This is a genomic window from Myxococcales bacterium (genome assembly GCA_016706225.1).
In the GTDB taxonomy this organism is placed as follows: domain Bacteria; phylum Myxococcota_A; class Polyangia; order Polyangiales; family Polyangiaceae; genus JADJKB01.
Genome location: JADJKB010000002.1, coordinates 263,545 through 288,058, shown reverse-complemented (window position 1 = coordinate 288,058; position 24,514 = coordinate 263,545). Strand labels below are relative to the sequence as shown.

The 24,514-nt window shown below is 67.5% G+C and carries 20 protein-coding genes; 7 read left to right on the top strand and 13 right to left on the bottom strand.

Annotated features, from left to right (window positions below; genetic code table 11):
- The first annotated feature begins 122 nt into the window (after window positions 1-122).
- On the top strand, window positions 123-713 hold the full coding sequence (locus IPI67_01420; protein ID MBK7578839.1) for a Uma2 family endonuclease: 591 nt from the start codon (window positions 123-125) through the stop codon (window positions 711-713).
- Here IPI67_01420 and IPI67_01415 read toward each other — a convergent pair.
- The 8 genes from IPI67_01415 to IPI67_01380 form a co-directional block, all read right to left on the bottom strand.
- Window positions 710-988 carry a YdcF family protein gene (locus IPI67_01415; protein MBK7578838.1) on the bottom strand — a complete coding sequence of 93 codons (279 nt, stop codon included), beginning with the start codon at window positions 986-988 and terminating at the stop codon, window positions 710-712. The genes IPI67_01420 and IPI67_01415 overlap by 4 nt on opposite strands.
- Window positions 918-1,310 carry a type II toxin-antitoxin system VapC family toxin gene (locus tag IPI67_01410; protein ID MBK7578837.1) on the bottom strand — a complete coding sequence of 131 codons (393 nt, stop codon included), beginning with the start codon at window positions 1,308-1,310 and terminating at the stop codon, window positions 918-920. Before IPI67_01410 ends, IPI67_01415 begins: the two co-directional genes overlap by 71 nt.
- Window positions 1,307-1,576, bottom strand: coding sequence for a hypothetical protein (locus IPI67_01405; protein MBK7578836.1), 270 nt, complete (start codon window positions 1,574-1,576; stop codon window positions 1,307-1,309). Before IPI67_01405 ends, IPI67_01410 begins: the two co-directional genes overlap by 4 nt.
- Before the next feature lie 40 nt (window positions 1,577-1,616).
- Window positions 1,617-1,862, bottom strand: coding sequence for a nucleotidyl transferase AbiEii/AbiGii toxin family protein (locus tag IPI67_01400; GenBank protein MBK7578835.1), 246 nt, complete (start codon window positions 1,860-1,862; stop codon window positions 1,617-1,619).
- 184 nt (window positions 1,863-2,046) lie between these two features.
- A complete protein-coding gene (locus IPI67_01395) occupies window positions 2,047-3,687 on the bottom strand; it encodes a hypothetical protein (protein ID MBK7578834.1) in 1,641 nt (546 codons plus the stop codon).
- A gap of 124 nt (window positions 3,688-3,811) precedes the next feature.
- Entirely contained in the window at window positions 3,812-4,129 is a 318-nt protein-coding gene (locus tag IPI67_01390; protein MBK7578833.1) for a hypothetical protein, read from the bottom strand.
- Between the two features lie 98 nt (window positions 4,130-4,227).
- Entirely contained in the window at window positions 4,228-6,057 is a 1,830-nt protein-coding gene (locus tag IPI67_01385; protein ID MBK7578832.1) for an alpha-amylase, read from the bottom strand.
- Between the two features lie 2 nt (window positions 6,058-6,059).
- Entirely contained in the window at window positions 6,060-7,652 is a 1,593-nt protein-coding gene (locus IPI67_01380) for a carbohydrate porin (protein ID MBK7578831.1), read from the bottom strand.
- A 394-nt stretch (window positions 7,653-8,046) separates the two neighbouring features.
- Here IPI67_01380 and IPI67_01375 point away from each other — a divergent pair, with 394 nt between their 5' ends.
- The 4 genes from IPI67_01375 (at window position 8,047) to IPI67_01360 (ending at window position 14,143) form a co-directional block, all read left to right on the top strand.
- Window positions 8,047-8,496: a hypothetical protein gene (locus tag IPI67_01375; protein MBK7578830.1), complete on the top strand. Its 450-nt coding sequence runs from the start codon at window positions 8,047-8,049 to the stop codon at window positions 8,494-8,496.
- Window positions 8,497-8,598: 102 nt separating this feature from the next.
- Window positions 8,599-10,890: a hypothetical protein gene (locus IPI67_01370; GenBank protein MBK7578829.1), complete on the top strand. Its 2,292-nt coding sequence runs from the start codon at window positions 8,599-8,601 to the stop codon at window positions 10,888-10,890.
- Window positions 10,891-10,929: 39 nt separating this feature from the next.
- Window positions 10,930-13,257 carry a glycosyl hydrolase gene (locus tag IPI67_01365; protein MBK7578828.1) on the top strand — a complete coding sequence of 776 codons (2,328 nt, stop codon included), beginning with the start codon at window positions 10,930-10,932 and terminating at the stop codon, window positions 13,255-13,257.
- A gap of 94 nt (window positions 13,258-13,351) precedes the next feature.
- Window positions 13,352-14,143 carry a hypothetical protein gene (locus tag IPI67_01360; GenBank protein MBK7578827.1) on the top strand — a complete coding sequence of 264 codons (792 nt, stop codon included), beginning with the start codon at window positions 13,352-13,354 and terminating at the stop codon, window positions 14,141-14,143.
- Between the two features lie 6 nt (window positions 14,144-14,149).
- Here IPI67_01360 and IPI67_01355 read toward each other — a convergent pair whose 3' ends face one another.
- Complete coding sequence (locus IPI67_01355) at window positions 14,150-17,089, bottom strand: carboxypeptidase regulatory-like domain-containing protein (protein MBK7578826.1); 2,940 nt, start codon at window positions 17,087-17,089, stop codon at window positions 14,150-14,152.
- A 73-nt stretch (window positions 17,090-17,162) separates the two neighbouring features.
- Between IPI67_01355 and IPI67_01350 the strand changes: the two genes are divergently transcribed.
- Window positions 17,163-18,356, top strand: coding sequence for a VWA domain-containing protein (locus IPI67_01350; protein MBK7578825.1), 1,194 nt, complete (start codon window positions 17,163-17,165; stop codon window positions 18,354-18,356).
- 33 nt (window positions 18,357-18,389) lie between these two features.
- Window positions 18,390-18,671 (top strand): chorismate mutase, encoded by a 282-nt coding sequence (locus tag IPI67_01345; GenBank protein MBK7578824.1) that lies wholly within the window; start codon window positions 18,390-18,392, stop codon window positions 18,669-18,671.
- A gap of 28 nt (window positions 18,672-18,699) precedes the next feature.
- Here IPI67_01345 and IPI67_01340 read toward each other — a convergent pair whose 3' ends face one another.
- The 4 genes from IPI67_01340 to IPI67_01325 all read right to left on the bottom strand — a co-directional run bounded on the left by IPI67_01340 (window position 18,700) and on the right by IPI67_01325 (window position 24,403).
- Window positions 18,700-19,962, bottom strand: coding sequence for a hypothetical protein (locus tag IPI67_01340; GenBank protein MBK7578823.1), 1,263 nt, complete (start codon window positions 19,960-19,962; stop codon window positions 18,700-18,702).
- Between the two features lie 75 nt (window positions 19,963-20,037).
- Window positions 20,038-20,766: a hypothetical protein gene (locus IPI67_01335; GenBank protein ID MBK7578822.1), complete on the bottom strand. Its 729-nt coding sequence runs from the start codon at window positions 20,764-20,766 to the stop codon at window positions 20,038-20,040.
- Window positions 20,763-21,818 (bottom strand): NAD-dependent epimerase/dehydratase family protein, encoded by a 1,056-nt coding sequence (locus IPI67_01330; GenBank protein MBK7578821.1) that lies wholly within the window; start codon window positions 21,816-21,818, stop codon window positions 20,763-20,765. The genes IPI67_01335 and IPI67_01330 overlap by 4 nt, the downstream gene beginning before the upstream one ends.
- A 68-nt stretch (window positions 21,819-21,886) precedes the next feature.
- A complete protein-coding gene (locus tag IPI67_01325; protein MBK7578820.1) occupies window positions 21,887-24,403 on the bottom strand; it encodes a hypothetical protein in 2,517 nt (838 codons plus the stop codon).
- Window positions 24,404-24,514: the final 111 nt, after the last annotated feature.

Below are 24,514 nucleotides of genomic sequence, written 5' to 3'. Positions count from 1 at the left end.
CAAGCCAGACCCGAGCGAGCTCGGGCGAAATCGCCGTCGCGGGCCGCGACAGGCGTTGTATCTGCTTCACTGACGGGCGATGCGAGCCGCGCGGTGGTGCGGTAGACTGCGCTCATCGAGTCATGAGCCAGTCAGCGCGGCGTGCAGCGGCCCCCGAGGACTTCTGGGCGATCCCGGAGGCCGAGCGCTTCCACGAGTTGGTGGGTGGCGAGCTCGTCGAGAAGGCCGCACCGAGCGGTGAGCATGGGGACGCGCAAGCCGGGATCGTGACCGCGATCCGAGCACCTTTCCAGCGCAGGTCGGGCGGCGGGGGACCTGGAGGGTGGTGGATCGCCACGGAGGTCGAAGTCCTCTTGGAGACCGGTGACATCGTGCGCCCCGACGTGCTCGGCTGGCGGCGCGAGCGCCATTCGGAGCGGCCCACGGGGATGCCCGTCAAGCAGCACCCGGACTGGACCTGCGAGATCCTTTCGAAGAGCAACGCCACGCACGACACGGTGAAGAAGCTGCGTCTCTACCAGCGCGTCGGCATCCCGCACTATTGGATCGCCGATCCGCGCGAGGCGACGCTGACCGTCATGCGCTGGAGCCAAGACGGCTACATCACGGTGCTCAGTGCCGAGCGGCACGAGGTCGTGCGGGCGGAGCCCTTCGATGCGATCGAGATCGCCGTGGGGACCCTCTTCGGAGACGACCCGCCGGAGGGAGGCTAGACACTGGCCCGACTACTGTAGTGGCGCCGAAAGACCAACTCCGAACGGAGCACGTGCTGGGTGTCCGTAACGACCGGCATGCGCACCAGACCGATCAACGCGCGGGTCTTGCTCGCATTCTCGACGGTGCTCGGCGATTGGTCGTCGATGATTGCGGCGGACTCCCAGCACCCGATTCCAAAGAAACAACCATTGCCCGGTACGTTACTGCAATCGCGTCCACACCAGCCCGCGCACCGCTTCGAAGTGCTGGTCGAAGCTGATGAGCTCGGCACCACTCTCGAAGACGTGCGCGGCGATCCAGATGTCGTTGCTCGGGATGGGCGTTCCGGCCTCACGCAGCTCGGACGCAATCCGGCCAAAGCGATCCGCGGTGGTTCGCGTCACGTCCAGCACGCTGACGCGAACGTCCGCCAGGAGCTCGTTCAATTCCTTCGCGTTCTTCTCGAATCGCGCGCCGTTGCGAAACCCGAAGAGCAGCTCCCCGATGACGACCATGGAGAAGACGAGCTCCGTCGAATCCCGGACCAGCTCGGTAACGCCCTGATGTTCGCGCTTGAGCGCGACGTAGGCGTTCGTGTCCAAGAGGCGCTTCACTCCCAGAGCTCCGCGTCGACCTGCTCGCAGGCTTGGATGGACTCGAGGAGCTCCTCGGCTTGCGCCTCCGTCCAGGTACCGATCAGGTGGTCGAGCGAACGCCCGATCCGCGCGGAGGTGTCCGGTGTGCCGACCCCGGCCCCCTTTTCGAGCAGGCGCAGCGCTGCTTTGTTCAGCGAGATCTTCTCCCGCTTCGCCAGCTGACGAATCGCGCGCTCGAGCCGCGGGTCGAGACCCCGGAGGGTGAGCTGATTCAGGTGACTCATATGCGAGTCATAATGACTCACAAAGTGAGTCGCCGCAAAGCTAGGCGAGATCCTTTCGAACGCCGGGCGCCAGCTCGCGCTGCAGGAAGAAGTCCAGGTCTTCGGAGCGCCGATGATGCAGATGCATCATCGCGAGGGCCGCGCCGCCGCCGAATACGAGCTCCGACGCGACGTCGGACGCCGCAACGGCTTGCCACGCATCGAGCTGCCGCTCCTGGAGCTCGGGCGGCGCGCCGTCAGGCTTCCGCGCGGGTGCGCGCCGGGGCTTCTTCGATCCAGAGCTCAATCAGGCGCCTAGACCGGGCGCGGGTGCGGCCGCGCTGTGGCCGTGCGCTTCGCGCGGGTCAGCTCAGGGGGGGAGGGGCCAAGGTGGGAGCCCGGTGCGGGAAATCTGCTCGCCGGGTAGTTAGCAACGATCGCGAAGATCGTGCGCTCGGCGTACGCGAACGGTTGAGGGCGCTCTCGTCCGCTCAGGGTGTGATCACGACCAGGTTCGGGGTGGTGAACGCCGTCGCGAAGCCGGTCCCGTTGACGGTGCAACTCGAGAGCACGGCCCCGAGCGCGACCTTGCCGTGCACGCGCGCGAGCGCTGAAAACCACGCCGAATCTACCTTGTTGCAGTCGGTGAAGCCGCTCAACCAGCGCGGGGCGCCGGTCGTTTCGAAGGCCTCGATGAAGATGCCATGCTTGCCCGCTTGGTTCGTCAGCGTGGCTCCGCCAAAGCTGATGGTCTTGTCCAGATAGCCGTACACGATGGGAACGCCGTTGTCGGCCACGATGAGCCGGGGGTATCCGGCGGGCAAGATCGTGTTCGAGAACGTCACCTCGGACTTCTGCCAGGCGACCTTGCCGGAGGTGTCGAACTTCGTCAGCACGTGCTCGACTTGGCTTTGCGAAAAAGGTCCGCCGCCCCAGTCGATGTTGGCTATCGAGGTCATGTAAAGCTCTTGGGTGTTGGGTGACAGGGCCCAGCGGATGCTGTCGGAGCTGCACGACTTGACGCGTTTCACCCAGTTGACGCTGCCGGAGGAGCTGACCTGGGCCAGCGTGCAGTTCAAGGCGTCCGCGCCTGCCGGGATCAACTCCGTTCCGTTCATCGTGACGGATGGCGGGGTGGGGACACCGCCGGAACGAGTGACCTGCACCAAGCTCGCGCCGAGGTCGTCGACCGTCAGAACGAACCCCGACCCGCCCGTGATCTGGTGCGCCCACTGCACGGCTCCGCTCGCGGAGACACGGGCCAAGTAGCCATTCTTGTCCTGCGCACTCATGCTGATGCTGCCCCAAACGAACGGGTTGGCGGAATAGCCGTTCCAGAGCGCCGCCAAAAAGCCGCCCTGCTTGATGGCTTTGGGACCCGCGGTGTTCAGATTCTTGGTGAAGACGGGCGCAACGCCGAGGTCCTGAGTCGCGTACAGCGAGACGTCAAGCGTGTTCGGGTCGAAGGCGAGCACGCCGGATCCTTGCGTTCCGAGAACGCGACTGCCGTCCCACTTGTCGGTCAGCGAAGCGTTCCCGTTGGACGCGAACGCCACCCGAGCGTGCGCCGTCGTCGATTCCGTGGCGCTGAGCACGGCGCAGTGACTGACGCTGACCGCCGCCTCGGCGAACTGCTGCGGGATCTCGCGGACGGATTCGATCATCGAGTCGAAGTAGCCGGTGGAGATCGGACGAATGAACGCAAACGGAGCGCCGGGTGTGATGGTGGTCGGCAACTCTGGCTTGCAGTACGTGCTCGTTCCTCCGGTCCCGCCGCTGCCGGCTGCGCCCCCGGCGCCGGTTCCCGCGCTACCGCCGCTGCCGGCTGCTCCCGCGCTGCCCCCGCTGCCGGCTGCGCCCGCGCTGCCACCGCTGCCGGTTCCCGCGCTCCCGCCGCCGCCGGCTGCGCCCGCGCTCCCACCGCTGCCCGCCGTGCCGGCGGTTCCCGAGCTGCCCCCGCTGCCCGTCGTGCCGGCGGTTGCCGCGCTGCCCCCCGCGCCGCCGCCACTGGTGCCGCCCAGTCCGCCAGAGGCCGCGTTGCCTGCCGCCCCGCCCGCCGCGCTCCCCGAGCTGCCACCCGAGGAGCACGCAACCACGAAGAGGAGCATCGGCAGCGGCCACGTTCGTTCCATGCCCGGCGTGGTACGCACCGCCTGCCGCAATCTCCCCGCTGTCCTGCCTGCCGGTCGAGGCGCCCTTCCGCGATCCGGAGAAGCTACGCAGGCACGAGCAACAGGCAGCCGGCGATGATGAAGCTCACTCGTTGGAGAGGCACACACACGACGCGCCGTGCTGACCCAGGCATCCGCACGAGGCTTTCTCCCCCTTCTCGCAGCTGATGGAGCAGCTCTCCACGTCGTCGCCGGGTTGACACTTGGCCTTGCAGCTGCGCCGGGCCACGTACAGCGGCTCCGCGGTCGCGGCGGTGGGGGCTGCCGGCAAATCCGTGACCGGAGCCGCGGCCGCCGCCCGAGGCGCTTCGGCTTCCAATGCGAGCGCTTCGGAAGCACCGGCGGACCCGCCAAAGAGAGCTGAAACCGAGAGCGCAACGATCACCGTGGCCAGGATTTTCATGAGTCGTCCTTTTCACCACACTGTACGGTGAACCGGCTCGAGCCCTTCCCGCTCCACTGGAATGCGCCTGGCGGCCGACCTCGGATCGCCGTCGCCCGTCAGAGCCCCGCGACCACTTCCCCCGCCCGCACGAACAGCTTCCCGCTCGTCGCAGGGACCACGACAGTCAGTGTGCCGTCGCCGGCGACCGTGACGTTCTCGTTCGGGTCGAGCACGTTGACCAGCTGCGTGCCGGCGGGCACACCGACCTGCATGCCGGCGCCGTTGAACCCGCTCGAGCTCTCGTGGCTGGGGTTGGTGTTCAGCACCACGAGCGCGTAGCCGTTGCCCGCGTCGCCACCGCTGCGCTCGAAGGAGAAGATACCAGCATCGGACTCGCTGCCAGTCCGGTCACTCGCCCAGGTCACCTTGAGATCCCCGTGCGTGAGCGCGGGGTACGAGCGGCGGATGCGGGCCAGCCGCTGCACCCACTGATACTGCGAGCTCTGCCGGTTGTAGCCACTCCACCAGAGGTCTTCGCGATTCGCCGGGTCGTTGCCGCCCGAGAAACCCTGCTCGGTGCCGTAATACACACAGGGGATGCCGTCCTCGGTGAACAGGAACAAGAGCGCGTTGTTCAGCGCTGCGGTGTCGTTCTTGAAGAACAGGAAACGCCCGACGTCGTGGTTGTCGAGGAAGTTCACCAGCGCCTTGTTCGGCGGCACACCGATGCCGCCGGGCTGCGGCACCGAGCCGTAGCTGCCGCCGGCGTCGAGCCGTTTCTTCCACAGGTCCTCGATCTGCTTGGTCGCGGCGCCCTGCTGGAACACGTCACGGATCGCGGTGTAATACTGGGGAAAGTAGAACACGCTGTCGACCTCGTCGCCGAACGTGTACGAGCCGACGAGTTTGTCGTCGCCGTCGAACGACTCGCCGAACATGAAGAAGTTGTTCTTGCCCTTGGCGGCCAGCCGCTGACGCACCTGGGGCGCAAACACCTTCCAGAACTCGTGATCGACGTGCTTCAGCGTGTCGATGCGGAACCCGTCGAGATCCGTCAGCTCGACCCAGCGCACGAACACGTCGATGAGCGTCTGGCGCACCTCGGGATCTTCCGTGTTCAGATCCTTCAGCCCGCCGGGAAAGTCCCCGGTCTGCACCTGCTCGGGAACGTTGTAGTCCCAGACCCGACACTTGCGATGGTAGGCCCGCGGCTCCTGGAAGATCGCCGGCTCCGGCGGCAGGTGGTTCGTCTCGGGATCGTAGACGAACACGATCGGCGCCGGGCCCGCCTCGCCCAGGCTGGTCCAGGCCTGAACGCCGCGCGGGTCGTAGTCCGGATCGTACTCGTTGATGTGGCTGACGGGGCTGGTCGGTGTGCCGTCTCCACGCTTGGGTGCGATCAGCGGGCCGGTGCCGGCGACGCGTTCGTCGGGCTGCCCATTGAGGTTGATGTCGTAATAGAACGCCTGCCCCACGTGATTGACGACAATGTCGAGGATCACCTTCATGCCGCGGTCGTGGGCCTTGTCGATCATGCGACGCAGGCTCAGCAGATCGCCGAAGTGGGGGTTCAGCCGCGTAAAATCCTGGGTCCAGTAGCCGTGGTACCCATCGACGCCGGCGTCCGTCTCGACGTTCTTCACGATCGGCGAGATCCAGAGCGCGGTGACACCCAGGTCGTCGAGGTAGTCGAGTTTCTCTTCGACGCCGCGCCAGTCGCCACCGTGATACCGCGCCGGCGCGTTCTCGACGACGCGATAGTCGTTGGCGTAGTCGCCGTTGGCGAAGCGATCCGTCATCAGCTGGTAGACGATCTCGTTGCGCCAGTCGGCGACGTGCGTGGTCATGGGGCGCTCGCCGTCCAGGCCTTCGAAATCCATGCAACCGGCGCTGCCCAGAGCGCAGACGAGCGCGAGGACCGAGGTGAGATTCGTGTGCTTCTGCATGGTCACTGCCCGTAACTCGAAGAGTTGAACCACCACTCGGCACCAATGCCGAAGAACTGCTCGGTCTTCCGCCGCGCGAACGTGTCGTCGTAGGAATACAGCGAACGCGCGTCGTCGTTGCGCTGCGTGAAGGCGATGATGGCCCGCAGCACCGGGCGTTTGAACACCCCGGCGCCCGCCGGCGAGAGGTAGGGGATGATGCCGAAGCGCCAGAGTTTGGCGTGCACCGGCGCATTGGTGGCAATGTTCAGCACGCCCCGCTGCTGCGCTTGATACGACCCTTCGACGGCCACGCCCGCGTTGTCACCGAGGAAGACGTGGGGGCGCACGACGAAGATGCCCTCGTCCACGTTGTGGTAGTTGAAGGTCTCCGGCGTGGGCTCGCGGAACGAGCGGAAGTACCCGCCGACCACCACGGCAAAGGGGTTGCTCTCCCAGTTGCCGGACAGGCCAATCAGCGTCTCCGTCGCGCCCTCGACGGTGCGCTCGGGGCTGGTGCCTTCGGGGGTCGCCAGCTCGCCGTAGGCCGCGAGCCCGCGACCGTGGCGGAAGAACAGGTTCACGAAGGTGTCGTGCTCGCCGGTGAAGAGGCCGACTTGCCCACCGATCAACGTACCGCTATCGCCGGGCACACTCTTCAGGCGGCCTGGTTGATCTTCCCGCTCGCCGGAGGGCAACCGGTGGACCTCACCGTAGAGCACCGCCTTGAGCCCACCTTTGTCGTCGAACATGGGCACGATGTGCGAGGCCTTGAGGCTGCTGATCAGCCGCGGGCGATCGAGGATGGCGACGTCGTTGGTGCCCGGCTGGTTCTGCGGGGCAGCTCGCTTTTCGACTTGGTACTGGAAGGGATCGTCTGCGCGATTCATGCCGACGTGCCAGGCCACGAAGCTCTTGCCGTCCCGGGTGTCGAAGCGCACCCCGCCGCCAACGGTGTTCAGGTTGTCCAGCGGCCAGAAGTCCAAGAGGTAGATGTCGTCGCCGCGGTACATGCGCGAGCCTGCCCACACGCTCAGGCCCTTGTCGCCGATCCCCCGCTCTTCGAGGTACAGGTTGCGAACCGCGAGCTTCGCCTCGAACTTGCCGTCGTAATGAAAGAGCGGGCCACCGATGGCGAGCGTCGTCACGATGCGCGACGACAGCTCCTTCTTCCAGTCGTCGTCACGCCGCAGCTCGAGCTCCGCGTACGTGCTTTCGTCGATGCGTGAGCCATAGGCCACGACGTCCGCGTTGCGCCCTTCACCGCCGCGACCGTCACTCGCGACGACCACACGGCCGTAGGACCCGAACGAGAACGACGAGCGCGGATAGGTCAGCTTGGGGGCCGACGCGCTCACCGGGCCCATCATGACGGGGACCTTGCCCTTCGGAATCGGGTGATTGTCTTCGTCCTCGGGAGGGGCGGGTTCGGCGGCGGGCTTGGGTTTCGGCAGCTCGTCGGGCTCCGGAAGCGGCTCCTGGGGTTCGCTCGGCGCGGGCCCCACGCCCGGGGGCGGGTTGGGATCCGGCGGCACCGCACCCGGCTGGGCCGCCAGCGGGCGGGAGAGACCGAGCACCCCGAACACCACCACGGAAATGCACACCCCGTGTTTCATCTCGGCCGCGGATATCACATCCCGGTCGCGGCGGAGACGCGTCTCTCTTGCGCCCGCGGGCAAGCCGAGTATGAATCGCGCCGTCATGGAGCCCGGACTCGTCACGCTCGCCAAAATCGTTGGTCTCCTGGGATTCGCGATCAGCTTGATCCCGCTGGTCTTCGTGTTCTCCCCGGGCAAGCGCGAAGAACCCGAGGACAAGCTCGCGTTCCTCGAGTGAGTGTGCCCACCGGGCACGCCGCGCAGAGCCCGAGATTCCGAGCACTTGCGGGTGGTTACTCCGGCATTTGCTTGACCGAATCGAGCTGTCGAGCTACCCCCTGCGGATAGGCCGCGGGCAGATCTCTATTTTCACGGGGTCGGCAGGCGAGCTTCCTGCGAGCGAGAAACACACATGAAGAACTTGATGATCCTTGGATTGATGGCCGGTCTGGCTGCGATGGCAGCTTGTACCTCTTCGGACGACTCGAGCGGCACCGGTGGCGCGGCGGGCGCGGGCGCGGGCGGCGGCGGCACGGGCGGCGGCAGCACCGGTGGTACCGGTGGTGGCGCAACCGGCGGCAGCGCCGGCATGGCGTCCGGCGGCAGCGCGGGCATGGCAACCGGCGGCGCGGCTGGCGGCACGGGAGCGGATTGCGAGACCTGCACCGGCACGCAATGCGCAAGCGAAGTTGCGGCTTGCGAAGCCGACACCAACTGCAAGACGCTGCTCACCTGCGTTGCGGCTTGCACCGACGACCCCTGCACCGAGAAGTGCCTCAACGACAACCCGACCGGCGTCGCCGTTTTCGGCGCGGTTGCGACTTGTGCGAAGGCCAAGTGCGCGACCGAGTGCGGTCTTTGATCCAGATCTGACCGATTGTGACAACCGCCGGCGGACCCCCGCCGGCGGTTTCATTTTGTCGATGCCGGTTGGCTCGCAGGAAAAGCGCGCTACGGTCGGAGGGTGAGGATCTCGCACCGCTGGCTCGGGCTCGCGCTGGGTCTTTGCACGGCGCCCGGCGTTCATGCCGCCGATGCCGGGCCGCCAAAGGTGCAGCCTCACCGCTCGGCCAACGAGCTGGTCTCCTCGAACGGGCGGGCGGTGCTCGGCTACGACATCGCACAGGGGCGCGTCACCAGCTTCCTGGAGCACCCGTATCGACAGAAGAGCGACGGCGCGACCACCCGCGACGTGGCCTTCGACGTGTACCCGGGCGTTCGGGTCGGTAGCGCCGGAACGTGGCTGACGAACGTGGTGCCGACGAACGTCGCCTACGAGCTCGGCACCGGCATCATTCATGTCTCTCGCGTGACGTCCGGGCTCGAGCTCGACGAGTATCTGTTCTGTCCCATCGATCTACCGGAGCACGCGTTCGTCTCGCTGGTGAGCGCCAAGCGCGTCAGCGGCTCGGGCAGCGTGGACGTGTACCAATTGTTCAACTTTCACCTCGGCGCGGGTGCGCCCGAGCCTGGCGCGGGCCAAGAGACGATTTCCTGGGACGCCACCCGCGCAGCCTTCCTGGAGTGGGGGCCGAGTGGTCTGACCCTCGGGTACGGCGGCATCGGAACGGCGGCCCACCACAGCGCGAGCCCGGACAATCCCTTTTCGGCGCTGACCGCGGGTCAGAACCTGAGCGACAACGCCGGAACGGGCGGCACGTTCGATGACGCCGCGGCGGGGCTGCAGTTCAGCCTCGGAAATCTCGCACTCGGGAGCACCGCCTGGGCGGGCACGTTTGTCGTGCTCGACGCCGCGAACAACGCGGCGCCCCGCATCGATGCGGTGAAACAGTGGCTGGGCAGCAAAACCCCAGATCAAGTCCTCGCGGCAGAGAAGGCGGCGTGGGCGAGCTGGCACACGAACAAACCGAGCGGGCTCAGCGCTCTCGAATCCTCACTCTACGAACAGCAGCAGGCGATCTTGCGCATGGGTCAGGTGCGCGAGCCCGGCAAGGGTGAAGGGCAGATCCTGGCGAGCTTGCCGCCGGGCAACTGGAACATCTCGTGGGTGCGCGACATGGCGTACGCGACCGCAGCACTAGCAAAGGGCGGACACACGAGCGAAGCCAAGCGTGCGATCGAGTTTCAGCTCGGCGCGGACTCGGGCAAGTATCAGAACTTCGTGGGCCAGCCGTATCAGATCTCGATCACGCGCTACTTCGGTGACGGAGTCGAAGAGACGGACGAAAACGAGAACGGCCCCAACATCGAATACGACGGCTTCGGTCTGTTCCTGTGGGAGCTTGCGGAATACGTGGCCGCGACCAAGGACGAGACCAGCTTGAAGGCCTGGTGGCCGACGGTGAGTGAGAAGGTCGGCGACGTCCTGGTTAAGCTCCAGGAGCCGAGCGGGCTCATCGCGGCGGACTCCTCGATCTGGGAAGTGCACTGGAACGGTCAACAGAAGCACTTTGCGTACACGACCCTCACCGCGGCCAACGGCCTCTGCTCGGCCGCGAAGCTCGCAGAGCTGGTCGGGGACTCGACCCGCGCGAGCGCGTACCTGAGCGCGGGAAAAAAAGCGCAGGCGGCGCTCATCAGCCAGCTCTCGGCGCCCGACGGCACCCTCGCGCAGAGCAGCGAAGACCTGGCGGCCGGCACGGGATTTCTGGACGCCGCAGCCATCGAGGCCGTGGGCTTCGGCTTGATCGATCCGAAGGGCAAGGCTGCGACCGCCACGCTGGCCGCGATGCAAGCCAAGCTCGTGCCGGCGAGCGGGCGTGGTTTCATGCGCAACGATGACGGCGGCTGGTACGACAGCCAGGAGTGGGTGTTCGTCGATCTGCGCACGGTCGATGTCATGCGCCTGGCGGGGCACGCAGACACCGCCGACGCTCTCGGCTGGGTCACGAATCAAGGCACCGAGAACTTCGGCCTGATCTCCGAGCTGCACGACGCCGCTACCGCGGACTACAAAGGCGAGATGCCCATGGTCGGCTTCGGCGCCGGCGCTTACACCTTGGCGCTGCTCAATCGCATGGCGGGTGCAAAGCCGATGCCCTGCGGACAGTACGCGCTGGAGACGGGCGGCAGTGGCGGCAGCGGCGGGGCGAGTTCGGGTGGAGCTGCGGGCAGCAGCGGCAGCGCAGGTGGTGGCGGCGCGACGGGTGGAACGGGCGGCAAGACCAGCAACGGCTCCGAGGACGACGCGGGTTGTGGCTGCAGAGCGGCCCGCACCAGCGAGAGCGCGGTTTGCATGCTCTTTCTCGGGCTCGGAGCACTCGCCCTCCGGCGCATCCGACGCCGGTCACCCTGACCCCACCTCGGGTTTCGAGCTAGGCTCGTTCCCGAAGGCATGCGGCGATTCACGTACCTCGGGCTCGGACTCACCCTCGCAGCGCTGGCACTGTTGGGTACGGCGAGCTGCGCCGACGACGCTGCGGAACAGAAACCTGCGTTCGGCGGCGCCGGCGGTGGCGGTGGCAGCGGCGGCACGAACACAACCGGTGGCAGCGGTGGCAGCGGCGGCAGCGGTGGCAGCACCAGCAACATTCTCTGCAAGGCGGAGTTCCACTTCAAACCCGAGGCTGGCGTCGCGGTCACCAGTGTCGAGGTTGCGGGACAGTGGACGGGCTTCGACCAAACCAAGGCCACCAAGCTCAGCGGACCGGACGCAAGCGGCGCGTTCACCGGCAGCGTGGCTCTGGCGCCCGGACTCTGGGGTTACAAGCTGATCCTCAACGGGAAAGACTGGGTGCTCGACGCGGGCCAGGGTTACCGCAAATACGTGGATGGCACCGAGAACTCCGCGGTGCGAGTGCGGGACTGCAGCTTGCCCAGCGCAAAAGTGGAGACCAGCACGACGACTCGACCGAGCGCCGGCGCAGGAACCTACGCCGCCAAGCTCGCGTTCATCGAAGGGCTGTCCGCCAAGCCACTCGATGTTGCGAGCGTGAAGGCGACCCTCAGACACCACGGCGTCAGCGACGACGTGAAGAAGCAGGTGAGCGCCGCCGGGGCAAACCTCTCGGTGTCACTCAGCGGCCTGACGGATGGGAAATACTCGCTGAGCCTGCAGTTCGCGGACACGGCCGGCAAACTCTCCGAGCCGCTACGGCTGGTGTTCTGGATCGAGGCCGAGCGCTTCGAGTGGTCCGACGCGCTCATCTACATGATCATGACGGACCGCTTCAAGAACGGGGACAAGACCAACGACGCCCCGAAGACGAGCGGTGTTCAGGACCCACGCGGTGATTTCCAGGGCGGCGATCTGGAGGGTGTGCGCCAGAAGATCGCCGATGGAACCCTGGATAAACTCGGCGTGCGAGCGCTGTGGCTGACGCCGTTCCAGCAGAACCCCGCCGGCGCCTACCTCGCCTCCGACAACTACCACATGGTGACCGGCTACCACGGCTACTGGCCGATCAAGGCGCGGGAGGTCGACGCGCGCATTGGCGGCAAGAAGGCCCTGGAGGCCATGGTGCAGGAGGCGCACAACCACGGCATCCGCGTGCTGATGGACTACGTGGCGAACCACGTGCACCAAGATCACGAATACTACCAACAACACCCGGACTGGTTTCGCACCGGCTGTGTCTGCGGCACGACGGACTGCGACTGGACCGCCAAACGCCTGGAGTGTTTGTTCACGCCCTATCTACCCGACGTGAACTGGACCGTGCCCGAAGCCGCCGAGCAGTTCGTGGGCGACGCCATCTGGTGGCTGGACGAGCTGGATCTGGACGGGCTGCGGGTGGACGCGGTCAAACACGTCGAAGATCTGGCGATCCGCAACCTCTCGACCCGCATCAAGGAAGAGATGGAGCCAGGGGGGACACCGTACTTCTTGATGGGCGAGACCGCGATGGGCTGGAGCGACTGCGGCATCGACTGCAACATCGGGCAGTACGGCACCATCAGTCAGTACATTGGGCCGTACGCGCTGGATGGGCAGTTCGACTTCGTGCTCTATCATGGCGTCCCGTACCGGGTGTTTGCCTACGACGAGAAGGGCTTCTTGCACGCCAATTACTGGGTGGAGCAGAGCCAGATCCAGTATCCCGCCGGATCCGTGATGACACCCTTCATCGGCAGCCACGACTCGTCGCGCTTCGTCACACTCGCGACCTACCGCGGTCAACCCGGCTACGACAAAGGCATCCCCGGCAATCAGTGGAACGACGTGGCCGGTCCTCCGCCCGACGCCGAGCCGTACGCCCGCCACGCGCTCGCCCTGTCCTGGCTCCTGGGTCTGCCGGGCGCCCCGCTGCTCTACTACGGCGACGAGTACGGCGAATGGGGCGGAGCCGATCCGGGCAACCGCACCTTCTGGCGCGGCGACGGCACGCTCTCGGCGAACGAGAGCGGCGTGCTCGATCGCGTGCGCAAGCTGGGGACAGCCCGCAAGGAGTTGGTCGCGCTGCGGCGCGGAGCCTATCGCAGCCTGTACGCAACCGAGACCGTCTTGGCGTACGCGCGAGAGACGAAGGACGGCAAGGTCGCCATCGTTGCCCTGTCACGCGACGCAAATCCAACCACCACCGAGGTCAGCCTGCCGCTGACGTTGCCGCTGTCGAACGGCACGCTGCTGACGGATCGGCTCGGCGGAGCAAGCGTGACGGTGAACGCCGGCAAACTCTCGATTTCGCTACCCGGCCGCGGGGCCGCGCTGCTGGCCCCGTGAGCTCGCCCAGATTTTCCCTGGAAAAATGGCGGGTTGGCGCCGCTTGAAACTGATGCTGGCGCGCGCCGTACTACAAACACTCGATAGGAGGGTCATGCGACTCATCAGCACCGTTTCTCTGTTCAGCGTCTCGCTCGGTCTCGCGCTGTCGGGTTGTGACAACAAACCAGCTCCGGGGCTTGCTCCGAGCTCCACTGCCCTGGCACCCGCCGCGGCGAAGAGTGACAAGGCGATCGCTTTCGAGATCCAGGGCTCGGGCAGCAAGGTGTCGTTCTTGATGAACGCACCGGTCGAGAAGATCTCCGGTGAAGCCGCCGACTCGACCAAAGGCCAGATCTTCGTCGACCCGACGGACATCACGAAGACCACGGCGTTGATCCAGATCGACCTCGACAAGTTGACCCTCTACCAGCAGAAACGCGCGGACGAGAACGGCGAGTTCGGTGAACGAACGAAGAGCGAAAAGCAGAACGAACACGCCCGCGCGTGGCTCGAGATCGCGTCCGACGCACCGGCAGACCAGCGCGAGCTGAATCGCTGGGTGGAGTTCAAGATCGACAAGGTCGCGGACGCCTCCGCCACCGACCTGAGCAAGTTGACTGGCGCCGAGCGCAAGCTCACCGCAACGGTCGAGGGCGAGTTCCGCTTGCATCAGCGCAAGGTGCGGAAGACGGCCAAGATCGAGGCCGTCTTCAAGTACGAAGGAGACAAGGCCGTCAGCGTGAGCATCAAGACACTCGCGCCGGTCGTGGTCGGGCTCGAGGAGCACGACGTCAAGCCGCGTGAGTTGTTCGGCAAGCTGGCCCAGAAGACGCTGTCGGACCTCGGGCAGAAGGTGGCCAAAGAAGCCCCGATCGAGCTCGAGTTCAGCGCCAAGCTCAAGTAGCGGCGCTCAGCGGCGCACCTGTTCCCGGCTGATTCGGAGCTTGGTCGTCTTTCCGGCGCGGTCGATCTCGATCACCACGTCACTGTTGATGGGCCCGCTCATCCGGGTGCGAGCGTCGCGCATGTCGACCACGTCGCGACCGTCCACGCTCAGCAACACGTCCCCACCGGCGAGCCCCGAGCGCTCCGCCTCGCTGCCATCGGCGACGTGTACGATCACGACGTCGAGCTCGTCGCCGTCACCGCGCTCACCGAGCGTGACGGCAACACTCCCGCTCACCGTCGGGTCGTCGTCGCCGGCGGCATGGGTCAGGCGCAGGGTGATGCCGGTGGTCTCGCGCCCGGACTGAACCAATACGGCGCGCACGAAACCGCGGCCGACGTCCGGCGCGTAAGCCTCGACGTCCAGCTTGCCGGGTTGCACGCCAGTCAGTGAAAAACGTCCCTTGGCGTCCGTGATCGCCATGCCGCTCGGCAGGGTGCCGGCGGGAAGATAGGCGGGCACCACTCCGATGCCGACCCGGGCTCCGCGCACGGGTTTACCCACTGGGTCGAGCACTTCGCCCGTGATGCTTCCGCCTTCGACCAGGTCGACCGTGGGCAGCTCGAACGCGCGATCCGCGCGCCCCGTGTCCTTGACCGTGACGTTCGCCTCGGCCGCAGAGAAATCCGGATGGGCGACCACGATGTGCAGCGGCGCGGCGGCAACGTCGCGCACGCGGTAGTGCCCCTCCTTGTCCGTGATCGCCGCGAAGCGTCGCCCCTCGGAGATCAGCGTGACACTCGCGCCTTCGACTGAGCGCCGCCCGCGCACACTGGTGACTCGCCCCTCGACGAGCACGCCACGGCTCAGCGCGACCTCCAGCTTTTCCCCCGCGTGTTCGACGTGCCGCACGGCCACGCCAAAACCCGGCGCCTCGACCACGACGCGAAGCTCGAGTCCGCGCACGTCCGCGACGCTGACCTGACCTTCAGCCGAAGTGAAACCGGTCTGCCGAAGCGGCGCGTCCGGGTCGAGGGAGAGCACCGCAACCTGCGCACCTTCCAGCGCGTGCCCCGCGTCGTCTTTCACGGACACCACGAGCGCGTCACGCGGCGCCGGCAACGTGAGGGTGACCCTCGCCTTGCCGCCTTCGGGGATCTCGATCGTCTTCTTGAGCACCAACTTCGTCGGGTCTTCCGGGCGCGCCACCGAGAGCGTGACCTCTTCGGGTGCCGCTGCAAAAGCAAAACTGCCGTCGCTTGCCGTGAGCGTGGTGCGCTCCAGAGTGCCCCGCACTGCCGTGAGATCGACGCGCGCGCCCGAGACTCCGCGCCCCACCGCATCGACGACCCGACCTTCGATGGCACCGCCGGAGAGCAGCACGACCTTGACCTTGCCAGTGCCACCGGGCGTCAGCGCGACAGGGTCGCTGATGCCCTCGACGTAGGCGGGATGCCGCACGAGCGCGCGCACCCGACCGGGGGTCACGGGATGAGCCTTGAAGGTGCCATCGAAGCGCGTGACCCAGGGCTCGGTCGGAGGGGCTGGAGTGTCATTGCTCGGCGCGTCCGCCGGCGCGGCGCCCGCACGAGGGATGGGCGGGATGGGCCCGGGCATGACGCCGAGCTCTCCCGCGGGAATGAGCGGACGCGGCCCCGGCAGGGCCCATTCGAAGTGCGAGCGGCGGAACGCCATCAAGGAGGGTGTGTCCGCGACGGGCAGACCAAAGAGATCGATCCCGATGATCTCGATCGAAGCGCCGTCCACCGGTGTGCCCTTCGAATCGACGACCTCCCCTTCCAACGTTGCACCGCGCAAGAGCGCGATCTGGAGCGGACCCGCGAGCACCTCGGGCACCGCGATGGCCGGGCGCGTGACAAAACCCTCGGCGCTTGCCGAGACCGAGGCGGCTCCCTTCGAGATGGGCCCGAGTGTCAGCGTGCCGTCGGCACCAGTACGTCCTCGGATCGGGAACGACGAGATCCCTCCCTCGGCAAGGACCACGTCGGCGTCGCGCACCGACGCTGGATGATCAGGATCGTCATCTGTCACCGACACCGTGATCATGCGGCCGGGACCCAGCTCGAGCACGACCTTCTTCTGCGCGCCCCGCTCGAGCTCGAAGCCGAAGAATGTGTCACTCACGAGCTCGCCCTTCGTTGCACGCAGATCGAAGTGACCGGCGACCAGGCCCGAGATGCGCGTGACGCCGGCGGCGTCCGTCTCGGCCACGCGCGCGGGCCAGAGCGTCGCGCCGGAGATCTCGACGCGCGCGCCCGCTGCGGCCGAGCCATCGGGGTTCCGCACGCTGACCTCGAGGGATCCGAGGCGCCGCAGCGCGAGCGTCACGTCGCCCGTGACCCCCGACTGGGTCACCGACTCGTACCCCGGCGCGGAGCCCTTCACCGTCCACGGCGAGACGGGCAGACGCGTGAAGCTCGCGACGCCAGTCGAGCTGGTCAGTGCCCCGAAGGGCAGCGGGTCACCCGAGGTGACGAGCACGGTTGCGCGTGGGATCGACGCTCCCTCCTCGTCGCTGACCGTGACCCGCAGAGCGTTGGCCGACGACAGCACGACCTCGGCAGTGCGAGTGCCACCGTCGAGCACGAGGCGGGTCGAAGCCCGGGCGAAACCGGATGCGTCCACGATGATCCACGCCGCACCCCTCGGCAGACCGGAGATCGTCGTCACGCCCGCGTCGTCCGTGCGCCCACTTCCGGCGAGGTAATAGCGCTGGTCACGCTCCCAGAACACACGCACCTCGGCGCCCGCGACCGCACCTGCCGCCTTCACGCTGAGCGCCAGAGAAGCGTCACGCTCCTCGACCTCGGCGGGAGGCGGCGGGGCTTCGACGGCCGATGGGGGCGACCGGAGACCCACGTCCACGACGCGTGCCAGGAACGCCAAGCACGAAAAGATCGCGAGAATGGCGGTGAGGAGCTCGAAGAGGCGCGAACGCGGCAACGGCGCGACGATAACGCGGAGGCGCCCGCCGCGCTTCCGTGGCGCGCCCCATCAACCTGCTATGCTGTCCGGCGTGCGGCGTCTGCTCCCAACAGCTGCGCTTCTGTGGGCGATCGCCGCGTTTTCCGACGCCTGTGGACCGGGCGGTCACGCCAAGCCCTACACCACTCCGCCGGAGGACAGCGGCTCCACCGGCGGCTCGAGCTCCGTGGATACCGGTCTCGTCGACGGCCCCCCGTCACCAGACGCGGGCGGGCTCTGCGGCAACACGGTGATCCCCGTCCTGACCGAGAGACCCAACGTCTACTTCGTCGTGGACCGCTCCGGCAGCATGGGTGATCCACTGCCCAAGAGCCCGTTCAACAAATACGTCAACGCCCGCATCGCAATCGGCAAGCTGCTGCGTGTCATTGGTCATCGCCTGCGCTACGGCGCCGCGATCTTCCCGACTCCCGGCGGAGTCGTCGAGGGGTGCAACCCGGGCAAAGAGATCTTCCCGACGACCGACGGCGACCCGCCCACGTACGCGGCCCAGGGACTCGACGGCCCCACCCTCAAGAAACTCCTGGCGGTGCTGGGAGGCTTCCAGCCGAACGGCGGGACACCCACGTCGGCGTCGCTTGCGGTCCTCGCGCCGACACTGGCCGCGCTCCCCGGCAAGACCTTCGTGGTGCTCGCCACCGATGGCGCTCCCAATTGCAACTCCTCAGCGCAGTGCGGCCCCGAGGACTGCATGGCGAACATCGAAGGGGCAAACCTCAACGGCACGCCCTGCGTCGCACCGCTCAACTGTTGTGATCCCAAGCTGGTGCAGGACGGGCAGCAGCTATGTGTGGACCGGCAGGCGACGGTGAAGATCGTGACCGATCTGTTCGATGCCGGTATTCTCACCTACGTCATCGGCATGCCCGGGAGTGAGGTCTACCAGAGTGTGCTCGAAGAGGCCGCGGTCGCCGGCGGCACCGCGAAGTCCACGCCGCCCTCGTATTATCCGGTCACGGACGAAGAGCAGCTGACGTCCGCGCTCAAAGAGATCGGGATCAAGGTGGCCATTACGTGCACGGTGGACCTCGGCTCCGCGCCGCCCGACAAGAAGCTGGTCAATGTGTATCTCGACACCAGTCTGGTCCTGCAAGATCCACTGGACGGCTGGAGCTGGACCAACGACACGACCGTCGAGCTACACGGCGCCGCCTGTGACAAGCTGAAGAGCGGCGACGTGCTGCAAGTGCAGGTCGTTGCGGGCTGTCCGACTTCGGTGAAGTGACGGAGACCCCCGGGCCGCGGTATGCTCGACCCAGTGAGCGACGAGCCCACACTCTCCGACCTCCGAGACGAGATCGATCGCATCGACGAGCGCATTCTGGAGCTCCTGGCGGAGCGCATCCGGGTTGCGCTCCGGGTCGGCGTCTTGAAGAGCGAGCGCGGCATCCCGATCTACGACCCCGAGCGGGAACGCGGCATCTTCCTGCGGCTGTGTCAGCGCGCGCAGGCCCCGCTGTCGCCCGACGTCGTGCGTCGAGTCTTCGAGCGGGTCATCGACGAGACCCGTTGGGCCGAGCAGCGCGCCAAGAAACCCTGAGTCGATTCGGTCGCCCGAATCAGCGAGGTCAATGCAGGGTGTGCCAGGAGCCGTCGTGCTCGACGCGCGGCACCTCGCCGCCTTCTTCCAGCGGTGGCCGCATGGGTGGGATCTCCGGGCGCGGGTCCCGCGTCAGCACAATGTGAACGCGCCGTGCTTCGGCCTCGCGCATGCGCCGACGAACTTCGTCTTCCAGCGCCTCCTCGCGACCCCAGCGCGCCAGCGTGAGCTCGGCGCGCTTCTTACGCCGCCGCCAGGCCAGTGCAAAGAGGCCGATGGCGCCCGCCCAGATGAACGAACCGCTGAAGATCGCCGGCCAGAAGGTGTATCGCCGGGAGACGTCCTCGCGCCACTCGAACTCGAGAGTCGCCAGATCGAGGCCGTAGGCTTCTTTCAGCGCGACGTTGAAGGCCTCGCCCTTGCGGATGCGCTCCAGGAGCGCGATGAAACGCTCGCGGTCCTCCCGACGTAGCAAGAACCGCACGACGTCTGCGGCTTCCGCGTAAGCCACCGACACCCCCACGGCGTCCGTGGGAAAGGTCCGCTCCAGGTGCTCCAGAGGCAGCAACTGATTGGCGACCGTGGCCGTCCATAGCGTTTGCAGGCGAGTGAAGGAGCCCTCGCCCGACATGAACACCGCGAGGCCTTCGTTCATCCAGCGCGGCACGGGACGCCCACCGACCGCGTCGTGCAGCGCGACGTGGGCGAGCTCGTGGCGAAACACCTCGCCAATGTCGTGGTGTGCGTTGACGTCGACGGGCTGCAACGTGAGGAGCACGAAGCCAATGTCCGAATACGCGACCCCGGATGCGTAACGTGGGAACGGCGCGCCCTCCGGCGCGAGCTCGGCCATCTCTCCGGGGGTGCGGGCGACGTAGACAGTGACCTTGCCCAGCACCGGTCGACCCAGACGTCGAACGAGATCCGCCCGCGTCGCATCGGCCTGGGTGATGAGCGGCTGCACACGCTCTCTGAGTCCGGGCTCGTACGCAAAACGAATCCAGCCACCGTCATGAGTATTGAAGCCGGCGGGGGGCGGCGGAATCGTCAGCTTGCCGTCGCCGCGGGGTGCGTCCGACGGGGGCGCGTGGGTCTCGGGATCGGGCGTGGGCCGCTCGGGTTCCATCGGCGCCGGCGCAGGCGTCGAGACTCCAATGCGCACGGGCATGCCTGCCGGGGCCGGAGCCTCGGTCTGGGCGACCGCACTCCCGCCGCTCACGACGGCAAAAAGCACGAGCACGAGCAGCGCGAACCGGCGAAAGAAGAAGCGTCCGACGCGCAAGGCGCCCATGGTCGATTGAAGGTAAGGGCCGAGTCCCCCTTCGTCAACGCGCCAACTACCGGTCGGGCACGCGGGAACGCGCGCTCACGGGCGCAACAACCCTGCTAACCCGAGCAGCAAGGGCGCCCGATCTGCGAGCACAGCCCGCGTCTCCGCTGCCCCCATGCCGAGCCCGAGCCCCAGCACCACGGCGGCACTCCAGACCAGCAGACCGAGGAGCCACGCGCGCTGCGCGAGCCCCGAGTGAACCGCGACGCTGGCACCCACCGCGACGGTCACCAGGCCCAAGCCCGCATCGAGGACCGATGCCCGCAGTCCCGACGCGAGCAGCGAGGGCAGGAACGGCAAGGTGAGCACGCCGCCGATGATTCCCGCGAGCTGCGGTGCGCGCCCGAGCGCGGTGCCCTTTCGCTTTTCGGCCCACGCGAGCAGCCGCGCGGCGACCGCGATGGCACCCAGCACGAGCATCAGGGCGATGACGGCGAAGGTGACCGCGCCGAGCGGACGGTGATGCGTCGCCGTCTTCAGGACGCGCGCGAACATCGCGAGCGGCGCGAGTGAGAACACGATGCCGAGCGGTACGCTCCATGCGAGCGTCGAGAACGGTCGCGCGATTCGCAGGGACGCCGCCACGGGAGCGAGGGTCAGCGCCGCACCGCCCCACAGCGCAAGCCACGCAACCGGCAAGCTTGGGCCATTCGTCGCGACTCGAAGCGCGGCCGGTACCACTGCCGCGCCGCCGAGCGACGTGGCGACCAGAAGCCCGTACCCGAAGCGCGAACCGAGCGAGACCTCCGCCGGCCCACCACTCACGTGGTGCGGAACTCCAGGCGCACGCGGCGCGCCGCGTTCTCCGGAACGTAACCGTGCTCCAGATACCAGCGCACGGACCGCGACAGCGTCTGGCTCGCAGGGCGAGACTTGTAACCGAAGGCCGCGGCCGCTTTTTCGCTGGTCACCCAGGCGTAGGCGACGGCGTAGTCCCGGGCGAGCCTGCGCGTCACCTGGGGTTCTCCGCCGAAAAGACTGGCCTTGAGCTCCATCAGCGAGCCCACGAGCCCGATGGTGCCGGCGCTCAAGGTCATGCCTGGCAGCGCGAGCCCGGTGATCTCCGCCAGCTCATCGATGAGCTGGCGATACGTCATGCTCTCTCCGCCCAGGTTGTACGCCTCGCCGATCTCGCCGGATTCCATCGCACCGATGTGACCCTCGACGACGTCGTCCACGTCGACGACGCTGATGCCGCCCTCCGTGACCGGAATGCTGATGAAGGGCGGCGTCTTCAGGTAGTTGACCACGCTCGCGCCGGTCGGCGTGGGCTTCCAGTCGCCCGGTCCGTAAATACCCGCCGGGCGTACCACGACGACGGGCATGCCATTGTCCGCGGCCTCGAGCGCAACTCGCTCCGCCTCGAACTTCGAGAGCACGTAGGTCTCCGGATCCTGGAGGTTGAACTCGTGCGTCTCGTCCATCTCCTCGGGGGCGGTGGTGGTGCCGAGCGCCGCGACGCTGCTCGTGACGACAATCTTCTCGAGGCCCCGCCGGCGCGCAGCTTCGAGCGTCGCGCGTGTGCCCTCGATCGCAGGCTTCAAGATCGCTTGCGGATCCGGATCCCACATCTTGAAGTTGCTCGCGACGTGATACATGCGATCACAACTCGCGAGCGCTCGATACACCGTGTGCTCGACGGTGATGTCGCCGAAGGCCAAGCGCAGGCGGTCTGCCGGCAGATCCGCGAGCTGACGCAGGCTCGAGCCGGCTCGGACGAACGCCTTGACGTGCTCACCGCGCTCGACGAGCGCCCGCACCAGGCGCGACCCCACGAAGCCGGAAGCGCCCGTGACCAGAGTCCATGACTCGCTCATGGCCGGCTAAGTACCATCGAGGTTCCGCCGCTGTCAGCCCCGGTCGCTCCGGCCACCGGCCTGCCGCCTCAGCGCGCGGGTTTGCCGGCAGCCCGCCGACCGCAGGTCGGCTCGGCGGCGAGCGCGACCTCGGCGGCCCGACGCGCGAGCAGCGGCGCCCGCCGGTCGGTGAGAGGAGCCAGGCGTTTCTTCAGATCTGCGGGCCGAATGCGCGACAGCGCGCCGAGCGCGACCGGACCGAGCGCCCGCGCTTCGGGACTCGCGCCGGGATTCTTCAGCTGAAGCGCCAGCTCGGTCAGCTCGTCGACGGACGCGGCGTCACACATGAGCCCGAGGGCGAGCACCGCGGCCAACCTCGCGTCGAGCGCCTCGTCGCGGTCGCTCAGGCGATCACGCACCACTTCGGCGTGTGTGATCGCCCGCCGCTCGCCCAGCGCGATCAGCGCGGGCACACGCACCTTGACCGATGTGTCCCGAGCCGCGCTGGCCAACGCTGAATCTGCGTTGGCATCCGCGCCGTAACGCGCGAGGGCGACCGCCGCCGCGGCTCGCACCAGCGGCCAGCGATCGTTCAGCAACAGGCCCGCTGCCGCCGGCATCGCGAACGCGCCCTCGGGTTTGTTGAGGGTCTCGAGCGCCGCTTCGCGAACGCGTACCTCGGGGTCGCCGAGCGCGCGGCCGAGCTCGGCGCGAAAGTCCCCGACGTTCGGCACGCGGCGCGCGGCCTCGGCCCGCACGTGATGACTCGCGTCCGAGGTCAGCGAGCGCGCGAGCACCGCGCGCGCCCCCGCATCGCGCGCGGCGAGCGCAGCAGCGGGCCCCAGCACGAGATACCGAGTGCGGAAGCTCGCCTTGGGCCCTGCGATGCGCAGTAGGGCCGCAGGGGCCTCGGGCGCGAACGCAGGCGCACGCTCACCAAGCGCTCGCAACAGATCCAGCGCGGCAAGCTCTGGCAGTGCCGCATCCACCAACAACTTGCGCACGTCGGCTGCGGCGCGCGGGTCCCGCGTTGCCCAGCCGAGGGCTTTGCGCAGCAACCGCCGTCCAGCGTCGTCGCTCTCGGGCAAGAGCGGGACCACGAGCCGCACCGCGCGGTCCGGCGCCACCAATGACAGCTCCGACGCCAGCAACGGGCGCAGCCGTCGCGGCGCAATTTTCAGGGCTTTTTCCAGGGCATCCGCGCTGTCCGACCCACAGCGTCGCAGTCGCTCTCGAGCATGATTTCGCTGCGGTGCAAAGGGTCCGATGAGGGCGCGCATGTACAGCTCCACGCTGCGCGCGCAGGGCGCCTGATCCATCACCGCCAACGCAACACGGCGGCCGCCCTCGTCGAGCGAGTCGAAGGCCGCGATGATCGGATCGATTGCCACCGGCCCGAGCGCGCGCAGCGCGTCCGCTGCGGCCTCCGCCCGCTCGCCCCCGCCGGCCAGCGCACCAACCAGACTGTCCACCGTGCTCTGATCGAACTCGGTGCGAGCCGAGAGCTCCGCGAAGGTGACGTGAACATCCTTGCCAGCAGTAGCGGCGCCCTCGGTGACGAGTGCCAGACAGTCGTCGCGAATGGGTTTGTGCAGCGGGATTTCCCAGCGCGCTCCTGGATACTTCCAAGCGTCGGCGGGCAGCGTCACGTGAAACAGGCGGTCGTGGGTCGCGAGCCAGAAGTCCGATGGGGCTGTGGCGCCGGCGGGCGCGTCGCCGGGCGGCCGCACGACGAGCTCGAACCCGTTCACCGGCAGCTGGGACGGCGCATCCATGAGCACGAACTCGCCGCGCCCATCCCCACCGCGGTTCTCGGCCCAGGTCGTCTCGAGTTTGCCGTCGGTCAAAGCGGCGGGGTCGCCGATGGCGCTGCTCGCGGCGACCGCGCGTAGCAGGCGGTAGCCCTGCTTGGGTGTGTCGTCGGCCAGGCGTCGCGCAGAAATCTCCTGCGCCCGAGCGCGCTCCAGCGAGCCCAGCCGCTGCACCTTTGCGGGTTTCAGTGAGAGATCCGCCGCCAGCAATTTCGGGCTCAAGATCGCAGGCCGACCACAGATGCGCAGATCCTCGCGCTGTTCGCCGATCACGATGCTCCAGGTCCCGTCGGCGTTCGCTTCCCCCCGCTGCACCATCGGACCGCGCCGCGTGCCAGGTTCACCCTCCACCAGACCCGTCCAGCCCTTGAACAAGATCTTCGGCGTGCCGCTCTTGTCCAGCGGCGCCGCCACGACGGCCACCCAGCTGCGCGAGCGCGCGGGATCGTCGATGTCCACCGTCACCAGGCGGCGCGCCTTCGCGATTCGCACCACCGCGAGCTTGGCCCGGCCAACCATCACCTTCGCGTCATCCGGCAACCCCAGATCCACACCTGCCTCGAGCGGGCAGCGTCCGCTCGCACACACCGCGGCTCTCAATGTTGCGTCGGTGTCGAAGCCGACGCTGAGCGCCGGCTGACCGTCTCCCGCCGGTGCACTCGCCACCACGGGGCGCGCCTTCTCTGCAACGGCACCGGTCGCCGCGCAGGTAACGACTAGAGCGCCGAACAGGCCGAACGTCGTTTGTTTTCCGGGACTTGCAAGGTGTTCGGCGCTCGCGCGCGGAGCGCGCACGGCCGAAGGCCGGGGGTTTGGGGCGCAGCCCCAACGTAAAGGTTCTAGAACACGAGCAGCGCAAGCCGATCGGTGTTCTAGGAAGGCGCTCAGGCTGCGACGAAACACGCC

Excerpts from the sequence above, each read along its gene's own strand:
- IPI67_01420 (MBK7578839.1), top strand. The coding sequence starts at position 123 with ATGAGCCAGTCAGCGCGGCGTGCAGCGGCCCCCGAGGACTTCTGGGCG.
- IPI67_01405 (MBK7578836.1), bottom strand. The coding sequence starts at position 1,576 with ATGAGTCACCTGAATCAGCTCACCCTCCGGGGTCTCGACCCGCGGCTC.
- IPI67_01395 (MBK7578834.1), bottom strand. The coding sequence starts at position 3,687 with ATGGAACGAACGTGGCCGCTGCCGATGCTCCTCTTCGTGGTTGCGTGC.
- IPI67_01390 (MBK7578833.1), bottom strand. The coding sequence starts at position 4,129 with ATGAAAATCCTGGCCACGGTGATCGTTGCGCTCTCGGTTTCAGCTCTC.
- IPI67_01385 (MBK7578832.1), bottom strand. The coding sequence starts at position 6,057 with ATGCAGAAGCACACGAATCTCACCTCGGTCCTCGCGCTCGTCTGCGCT.
- IPI67_01380 (MBK7578831.1), bottom strand. The coding sequence starts at position 7,652 with ATGAAACACGGGGTGTGCATTTCCGTGGTGGTGTTCGGGGTGCTCGGT.
- IPI67_01375 (MBK7578830.1), top strand. The coding sequence starts at position 8,047 with ATGAAGAACTTGATGATCCTTGGATTGATGGCCGGTCTGGCTGCGATG.
- IPI67_01365 (MBK7578828.1), top strand. The coding sequence starts at position 10,930 with ATGCGGCGATTCACGTACCTCGGGCTCGGACTCACCCTCGCAGCGCTG.
- IPI67_01360 (MBK7578827.1), top strand. The coding sequence starts at position 13,352 with ATGCGACTCATCAGCACCGTTTCTCTGTTCAGCGTCTCGCTCGGTCTC.
- IPI67_01340 (MBK7578823.1), bottom strand. The coding sequence starts at position 19,962 with ATGGGCGCCTTGCGCGTCGGACGCTTCTTCTTTCGCCGGTTCGCGCTG.
- IPI67_01330 (MBK7578821.1), bottom strand. The coding sequence starts at position 21,818 with ATGAGCGAGTCATGGACTCTGGTCACGGGCGCTTCCGGCTTCGTGGGG.